The following is an 8,016-nucleotide window of genomic DNA, read 5'->3' as shown; positions in this document are numbered from 1 at the left end:
GGCCCCTGGGCGGGCGGTACCGGCGGGGGAGGGGTGCTGGTCAGAGGCGGTACCTGGGTCGGGGGTCCTCCGGGGCCCTGGCCCCTGAGGACCTCGATCCGATCCGAGCCCGGTCGGGACATGACCCAGCTCGATCCGGCGAGCTGCTTGGCGTAGTGCTTCAGCGGGGCGAGCTTGCTGGACGCCTCGTCGTAGTCGGAGACCGTCTGCGTCGTGCACACCAGAGTGGCCAGCGAGACGGTGATCTCCACGTCGCCCGCGGTGCGGGACGTGCCCAGCACCGAGTCGGCCAGCGTGACCAGGTCGTCCAGGTCCGCCACCAGCAGGAAGTCGTCGCCGCCCACGTGACCGACCTGCACCGACGTCAGCGCTGCCGCCGCGTCGGTGAGGCTGCGACCGATCGAGCGGATCACGTCGTCACCGGCGGAGAAGCCGGCCGTGTCGTTGACCGCCTTGAAACCGTCGATGTCCAGCCAGCTCACCGCGAAGATCTCCCCGGCGGCGATCCGCCGGGCCACGTCGCGGGCGATCGCGTCGCTGCCCGGCAGGCGGGTCAGCGGGTTGAGCGCGGCGGCCTCCTCGACCTTCATCTCCGCCATGCCGCGGATCAGGTCACCGGCCCGGACCGCCCCCAGGCAGCGGCCGGCCTCGTCGACCACGATCGCGTCGTCGTACATCCGGTACTGGTCGGAGCGGGTGACCATGCTCAGCGCTTCCATCGCGGTGGTGCCGGTGTTGACCACCCGCGGCTCGTCGGCCAGCCGCGAAGCCGGGCGCTTGGCGTGCAGCGCGTGCCCGTACGGGCCGGTCACCGCCAGCAGGAAGCGGTTCCGGTCGATGGTGTGCCTCGGCCGGTTGTGCTCGTCGACCAGCACGACACCGCTGATCTCGGTGTGGTCGGCCAGCACCTCGCGCACCTTGTCGGCGGTGACGTCCATGGACAGCACCGTCGCGGGCGAGAGGAACTCGGTGACGCGCGGGCCGCTGGCGAGGGTGCTGACCGTCGGCGAGTGCGGGTCGGTGACCTCGGCTGCCACGCCCGGAACGGTGCTCGTCGTCGGAGGCCTGCGGCCGGCCGGTGCGAGCAGGTTGCCCTGCACCAGGCGCACGCCGTTGCGCCGCAGCGCGTTGAGCTGGCGGTCGCTCTCGACGCCTTCGGCGACCAGCTGGCTCTCGGTGGCCTCGCACAGGTGGCGCACCGACTCGACGACGGCGACCCGCGCCGGATCGTCGGGCAGGCCCTGCACGACTCCCCGGTCGAGCTTGATGGTGGCCGGGCCGATGTCACCGATCATCGTCAGCGGGATGTCGCCGTCGCCGACCCCGTCGAGGGCGATCTGGAAGCCCTCGGAACGCAGCTTGCCGATGCCCTCCAGCAGCTGATCCGGGTCGATCCGGGCGAACGGCGGCCCGATCTCGAGGGTGATCTCCTGCTCGCGCCTGCCGACCTCGCGCAGCTTCTCGCGCAGCAAGCCCAGCCGGTCGTGGTCGTGGACCACGGTGCCCCCGAAGAGGTTCACGTGCAGCGGGAGCAGTGATTCGTGCTCCGCCGCTGCCTGCACGGCGTTCACCGCCAAGTCCACATCGAGCTCGGTGAGCCGACGAAGGCGCGCCGCTTCCCGGAACAGGTCCTGGACGTGCGCGCCCGCCGGCCGGGCCAACGCCTCTATCGCGACGATGGCACCGGTCTTGATGTTGATCAATGGCTGGAACGCGAAGCGCACTTCGTCCACCAGCGCGAGCACGGAGTCGATATTGCCCCGGCTCATGCTTCTCCAGCGACCGTGTTCACGATCTGTTCACCGACATCTCAGCTCCTCCTCGTCGGCGGAGCGCCGCCATTCTTGCCGACCAACTTAGCGTGCTTGAGCAGCACGTAACATCAGCCGGACGAACGGTGCGTGGCACCGGGCACCTCATTCCGAGTCTGCCTGATCACACTGCGTAGACAACGGCCAGAGCCTATCGGGTAAAGGCCTGCACGCAGCGTGAACGTTGTGTGAATAGGGCGACTCGAAAAACAGTATTGTGATTTGCGCTTCCCGCGATCGGAGCAAAAGCGGATGCCAATTCACCGCTTATTCATCGCGGAATTGGGCGCAGATCAACTTCCGCCGAGACCGTGCTTCGCAGCGGGATGCCCGAACGACATCCCACCCAGCACGATCCTACGGCGCACGCTCCACGGAACCCGGGCGAACAGCGCCGACATGGCGCGCGCCGTGCCCGCCGAGGTGCCCTCACCCGAGAGGAACTCGATCCGGTGCGCCTCGGGCAGGGTGAAGAACGCCTCGAAGAACTCCGGCACCAGCTCCGGCGGCAACGACAGCAGGGCGCGCAGCGACCGCTGCCGCAGCACGTGCGCGGCCAGCACGTCCGGCGGCCACAGCACCTGCCAGCCCGCCCGCGCGGCCGTGGCAGGACCCGGCGTCACGCCCGCCAGACCACCGGACAGCGCCGCCGCCAGCCAAGGGGCGCGGCGCAGCGCCCGCGCGACGCTGAAACCGCTGGCCGGGTGCACGAATCCGGCCGCGGCACCGAACGGCACGACCCGGCCGGGCCGGGGCAGCGGATCGTCGACTGGGAACCGCACCCGCTCCTCGCCCAGGCGCGACTCGGGGTCGATCCCGGCGTCGGCCAGGCGCCCGGCGAGCCTGCGCCGCAGCAGAGCAAGCGGCAGCGCGGGACGGCGGGCGAGGGAGGTCTCCTCCAGCAGCACCTGGTCGGGCCCCACCCGCACCGCGTACAGGAACGTCGGCCAGCCGCCCCGCGTGCGCGGCGCCGAACGCCAGTCCATGAACACGCCCTCGCCGGGGCCGCAGAACGCCTCGGCCGTGGCCGAGTCGACGATCCAGCCCACCGCGGTCTGCTGCGCAGGTGGGTGCGCCGGTCGTCCGCCGGACAGCGCTCGTGCGGGTCCGGTGGCGTCGACGACCACCCCTGCCGCGAGCCGCCTGCCGTCCTTGAGGATCAGCGTGGAACCCGTCGGGCCGTGCTCGGCGGCGACCGCGCGGCCGGTCACCTCGGTGACGTCGGCGCGCCACAGGTGCTTCCACAGCGCCGTGTTGTCCAGCACCGCGTAGGGCCGCCGCCACACGTGGGAGCTCGTGCCGTGCAGGTGAACGCGGTCCATCACCGTCGACAGCGCGGCGACGTCGGGCGGTAGCTCGTCGGCCCAGGAACCGAAGGTGCTCGCCCAGCCGCTGCGCGGCGCCGGATCGACCAGCGTCACCGCCAAACCGGCATCGCTGCAGGCCGAGGCGGCGGCCCGACCAGCAGGTCCGCCTCCGACCACCACGACATCCGCCACCCGATCATCAGATCACGCCCGCCCTGGGGCCCGCGTGGTGGCCGCCGATACCTTGACCGCATGGAGGAAGTGCAACCACGCGCCGCCCGCCGCAGCGATCGCACCGGGCACACCGTGCCGGGTGACCTGGCCGCGAGCCCGTTCCGCGCGGACCGCGACAGGATCTCCGCCTCTGCCTTCTTCGCGCGGCTCGGCGGCGTCACCCAGGTCGTCAGCCCGTCCGGCTCAGGCCTGCTGCTGCACAACCGGCTCACCCACAGCCTCAAGGTCGCCCAGGTCGCCCGCGCCATCGCCGAGCGCCTGCTGGCCGACCCCGTCACCCGAGCCGAGCTCGACGAGCTCGGCGGATGCGATCTGGACGTGGTCGAGGCCGCCGGGCTCGGCCACGACCTCGGGCACCCGCCGTTCGGGCACCTCGGGGAGAGCGTGCTGGACCGGCTGGCGCGCGAGCGCTTCGCGCTGCCCGACGGCTTCGAGGGCAACGCCCAGACCTACCGCGTGGTCACCCGCATCGACGTGCGCGGCGTGGAGGGCAAGGGCCTGGACCTGACCGCCGCCGTGCGCTCGGCGCTGCTGAAGTACCCGTGGACCAGGAACTCGCCGGTACCCCGACAGGCGGCCGAACTGCCGCGCGGCGCGTCGGAGCCGGTCGGGGCACCGGGCACCGGGGCGGCGAAGTTCTCCGCCTACAGCACCGAGCTCGACGACCTGCTCGACGCGCGCCTCCCGTTCGAGAAGGTCGTGCCGGACTGGCAGCAGACCGTCGAGGCGTCGATCATGGACACCGCCGACGACATCGCCTACGCGATCCACGACCTGGAGGACTTCCACCGCGTCGGCATCCTGCAGTTCACCTCCGTGCACCACGAGCTGCAGGAATGGCTCGGCCACAGCGTGGAGTTCGCCGCCGAGGAGCACGTCACCGCCGGAGACTCGCGGCCCGGCGCCTCGCTGGAGCTGCTGCGCCGCCGCCTGCACGCCAAGGACGGCTGGATCGCCGACGACGAAGCGTTCAACGACGCGGTGAAGAAGGTGCGCACCGAGTTGGCGGTCGACCTGCTGGAGGTGCCCTTCGACCGCTCCCAGCAGGCGGAGCAGGCCGTGGCCAGGTTCTCCGCGGACTGGACCCGGCGTCTGGTCGAGGGCATCCGCGTCGACCGGGCGGTTCAGCCCCGCTCCGGCCACGTGGCGCTCGCGCCCGAGCAGTGGCACGAGGTGCAGGTGCTCAAGTTCGTGCACCGGCACTTCGTGCTGCAACGCCCGGACCTCGCCCTGCACCAGCGCGGCCAGGACAGGCTGATCAGCAACCTCGTCGAAGCCCTCGACGAGTGGCTGATCGACGAGGTCGAGGTCGCTCCGCACCGGCTGCGCGACCTGTTCGGCCTGGCCCGCGAGGAGTTCGACGAGCTGCCGCGCGAGATGCTGCCCGAGGGCGCCGACCTGACGACGTTGGCGCGCGGCCGCGCGGTGATCGACTTCATCGCCTCGCTCACCGACGACCAGGCCGCCGCGCTGCTGGAAGCGCTGTCGGGACGCACCACGCAACTGTGGAACGACACCTTCGTCCTTTGAGGCTGTTCAAACATCACCCTGCTTGGCGGTGCGGGTGGCGGAAACCCCGAACGGGGAAGGCACAGCGGTCCTCTGGCTCCGGGATCCGAGACTGATGTATGCCAATACACGGCGTGTCGGCTGTCCTCCCCAGAGAACCGCTGAGAACCCGCGGCGGTGCGGGCCGAGTCCCACACCTGATGCAGCGGCTATCGCCGCCTTCAGGATCGAGTTCTGAGCGGAGTCGGATATGAGCAAGGTTCGTCAGCTGGCCGGTGGTGGGCGGGCGGTGGAGGTGGCACCGGGCCGGGTCGCCGGGTGGTTCGAGCGCTTCGCCGCCTCCCACGGCGGTGCCGCGAGCACGCTGCTGGAACCGCGAACGGTGCTGGTCACCGCCACCGACGGCGCCACGGCGACGGTGCGCGTGCCCTTCGGCCCGCTCCCGGCTCCGCACGTCGAGCACCCGGGCCTCGCGGTGTCGTCGCTGGTGGAGCACGTGTCGGTGTCCCGCCGGATCGGACTGGTGCTGGTGCGGCTGGGCGCGCACAGCATCGGTGTCGCCGTCGACGGCGTCGTGCAGACCTCCACCACCGACCGGCACCTCGTGCACGGCCGGAACAAGGCGGGCGGCTGGTCCCAGCAGCGCTTCGCCCGCCGTCGCGAAGGGCAGTCGGCGCGCTCGCTGGCCTCGGCCGCCGACGCCGTCGCCAAGGCACTCCTGCCGGTGGCCGCCGAGCTCGACGCGCTGGTCCTCGGCGGCGACCGGCAGGCGCTGCAGGCGTTGCGCGAGGACACCCGGCTGACCAAGCTGTTCGACCGCGCTGAGCAGCGCGTCCTCGACGTGCCCGAACCGCGCCGCGCGATCCTCGACGAAGCTGCCAAGCGGGCGGTCGCCGTGGAGATCGAGGTCCGGGACCCGCAGTGAGGTTGAACGCAGGCGAAATCCGCTGGATCCCGACCGGTAGACTCGACTCCGTGGTCAGCAAGCGAATCTTGGTGCGTTCCCGCGCCACTCCGCGCGTCGATTAGCTCCGCGCCCGCACGCCCACCCGTTCGTCGCCGGTGGGCGCACTCATGCCACGCAGACCACCTATTACCCGGAGTTCTCCTTGATCTCAGCCACTGGCCTGGAACTGCGCGCCGGTTCCCGCATCCTGCTCGCCGACGCGACCCTGCGCGTCCAGCCCGGCGACCGAGTCGGCCTGGTCGGCCGCAACGGAGCGGGCAAGACCACGACGTTGAAGGTCCTCGCAGGTGAGGGCCAACCGCACGCCGGCGATCTCACCCGCCGCGGCGAGATCGGGTACCTGCCGCAGGACCCGCGCGAAGGCGATCTGACCGTGACCGCCCAGGACCGGGTGCTCTCGGCGCGCGGCCTCGACAAGCTGCTGCGCGACATGGAGAAGGCGCAGACCGCGATGGCCGAGCTCGTCGACGAGAAGGAGCGCGACAAGGCCATCAACCGGTACGGCCGCCTGGAGGAGCGCTTCGGCGCCCGCGGCGGGTACGCGGCCGAGAGCGAAGCCGGCCGCATCTGCAGCAACCTGGGGCTTCCCGGCCGAGTCCTCAACCAGCCGCTGAGCACGCTCTCCGGTGGTCAGCGCCGCCGCGTCGAGCTCGCGCGCATCCTGTTCGCCGCGTCCGAGGCCGGACCCGGTGGCCGTTCGGCGACGACGCTGCTGCTCGACGAGCCCACGAACCACCTCGACGCCGACTCCATCAACTGGCTGCGCGACTTCCTGAAGAACCACGACGGCGGGCTGGTCGTCATCAGCCACGACATCGACCTGCTGTCGGCCGTGGTGAACAAGGTGTGGTTCCTCGACGCCATCCGCGGCGAGGCCGACGTCTACAACATGGACTGGACCCGCTACCAGGACGCCCGCGCCGCCGACGAGAAGCGGCGCCGTCGGGAGCGCACCAACGCCGAGAAGAAGGCGTCCGCGCTGATGACGCAGGCCGACAAGATGCGGGCCAAGGCCACCAAGGCCGTCGCCGCGCAGAACATGGCCAAGCGAGCCGAGAAGCTGCTGGCCTCCGCCGAGGCCGAGCAGGCCCAGGAGAAGGTCGCCAAGATCCGCTTCCCGGACCCCGCCCCGTGCGGCAAGACGCCGCTGACCGCCGACGGCCTGTCCAAGTCCTACGGCTCGCTGGAGATCTTCAGCGGGGTGGACCTGGCCGTGGACCGCGGATCCAAGGTCGTCGTGCTCGGCCTCAACGGTGCGGGCAAGACCACGCTGCTGCGGCTGCTCGGCAGTCAGGAAGAAGCCGACTCCGGTGCCGTCGTCCCAGGTCACGGCTTGCGCATCGGCTACTTCGCCCAGGAGCACGAAACCCTCGACCACGACGCCACGGTCTGGGAGAACGTGCGCTCTGCCGCGCCCGACGCCCCCGAGCAGCAGCTGCGCAACCTGCTGGGCACGTTCCTGTTCCAGGGCGAGCAGTTGCAGCAACCGGCGGGCACCCTCTCCGGCGGTGAGAAGACGCGGTTGGCGCTGGCGGGGCTGGTCTCCAGCCAGGCCAACGTGCTGCTGCTGGACGAGCCGACGAACAACCTCGACCCCGCCAGCCGCGAGCAGGTGCTCGACGCGCTGCGCAGCTTCAACGGCGCGGTCGTGCTGGTCACGCACGACCCCGGCGCGGTGGAAGCGCTCGAGCCCGAACGGGTCATCCTGCTGCCCGACGGCACCGAGGACCACTGGTCAGCCGAATACCTGGATCTGGTCCAGTTGGCGTAGCGCTCCGTATACCACGACGGCGGGCTACTACGGATGGATTAGTGCATTCCGGTGATCGCCGCGTGCCCATCTCGACCGATGGCCGATCTTTTTTCCATGATCGCCTGGCGTTCGGGCCTTTCCTGTTCGATCATTGCGCTGACAGGGGTCGCGAGGCCCGACCTGCTCAGAGGGAAGGCGGGGACACCGTGGCTGAGCTGAAGAAGGGCGCGCGCATTACGGGAAGCGCGCGCGACAAGCTGGCCAGTGATCTGAGAAAGAAGTACGAGAAGGGGGCGAGCATCCGCGCACTGGCGGAGTCGACCGGTCGGTCCTACGGCTTCGTGCACCGGGTTCTGAGCGAATCAGGCGTGCAGTTGCGTGGCCGTGGCGGCGCGACGCGGTCCAAGAAGAAGTGAACTCGACGGCCGACCGTTC

The 8,016-nt window shown here is 70.8% G+C and carries 6 protein-coding genes; 4 read left to right on the top strand and 2 right to left on the bottom strand.

Going from position 1 to position 8,016, the window contains the following annotated elements; all coding sequences use genetic code 11:
• Together E1181_RS10510 and E1181_RS10505 are read right to left on the bottom strand one after the other, a co-directional pair.
• Positions 1 to 1,769 (bottom strand): GGDEF domain-containing protein (locus tag E1181_RS10510; RefSeq protein WP_132673794.1); only part of this gene is annotated, 1,769 nt, incomplete at its 3' end.
• Between the two features lie 335 nt (positions 1,770 to 2,104).
• Positions 2,105 to 3,310: a lycopene cyclase family protein gene (locus tag E1181_RS10505; RefSeq protein ID WP_132673793.1), complete on the bottom strand. Its 1,206-nt coding sequence runs from the start codon at positions 3,308 to 3,310 to the stop codon at positions 2,105 to 2,107.
• A 60-nt stretch (positions 3,311 to 3,370) separates the two neighbouring features.
• On the opposite strand from E1181_RS10505, the gene E1181_RS10500 reads away from it, so the two are divergent.
• The 4 genes from E1181_RS10500 (at position 3,371) to E1181_RS10485 (ending at position 7,997) form a co-directional block, all read left to right on the top strand.
• Entirely contained in the window at positions 3,371 to 4,882 is a 1,512-nt protein-coding gene (locus tag E1181_RS10500) for a deoxyguanosinetriphosphate triphosphohydrolase family protein (RefSeq protein ID WP_132673792.1), read from the top strand.
• Between the two features lie 229 nt (positions 4,883 to 5,111).
• A complete protein-coding gene (locus tag E1181_RS10495) occupies positions 5,112 to 5,786 on the top strand; it encodes an acVLRF1 family peptidyl-tRNA hydrolase (RefSeq protein WP_132673791.1) in 675 nt (224 codons plus the stop codon).
• A gap of 184 nt (positions 5,787 to 5,970) precedes the next feature.
• Positions 5,971 to 7,599 (top strand): ABC-F family ATP-binding cassette domain-containing protein, encoded by a 1,629-nt coding sequence (locus E1181_RS10490; protein ID WP_132673790.1) that lies wholly within the window; start codon positions 5,971 to 5,973, stop codon positions 7,597 to 7,599.
• Between the two features lie 188 nt (positions 7,600 to 7,787).
• Entirely contained in the window at positions 7,788 to 7,997 is a 210-nt protein-coding gene (locus E1181_RS10485) for a helix-turn-helix domain-containing protein (protein WP_093260265.1), read from the top strand.
• The last annotated feature ends 19 nt before the right edge of the window (positions 7,998 to 8,016 follow it).

This window comes from Saccharopolyspora terrae (genome assembly GCF_004348435.1).
GTDB lineage: Bacteria > Actinomycetota > Actinomycetes > Mycobacteriales > Pseudonocardiaceae > Saccharopolyspora > Saccharopolyspora endophytica.
The sequence above is the reverse complement of the archived record's forward strand: the minus strand, read 5'-3'. Positions and strand labels throughout refer to the sequence as shown.

What these genes read in the sequence shown, in the direction of transcription:
- E1181_RS10500 (WP_132673792.1), top strand. Translation starts at nt 3,371, where the DNA reads ATGGAGGAAGTGCAACCACGCGCCGCCCGCCGCAGCGATCGCACCGGG.
- E1181_RS10495 (WP_132673791.1), top strand. Translation starts at nt 5,112, where the DNA reads ATGAGCAAGGTTCGTCAGCTGGCCGGTGGTGGGCGGGCGGTGGAGGTG.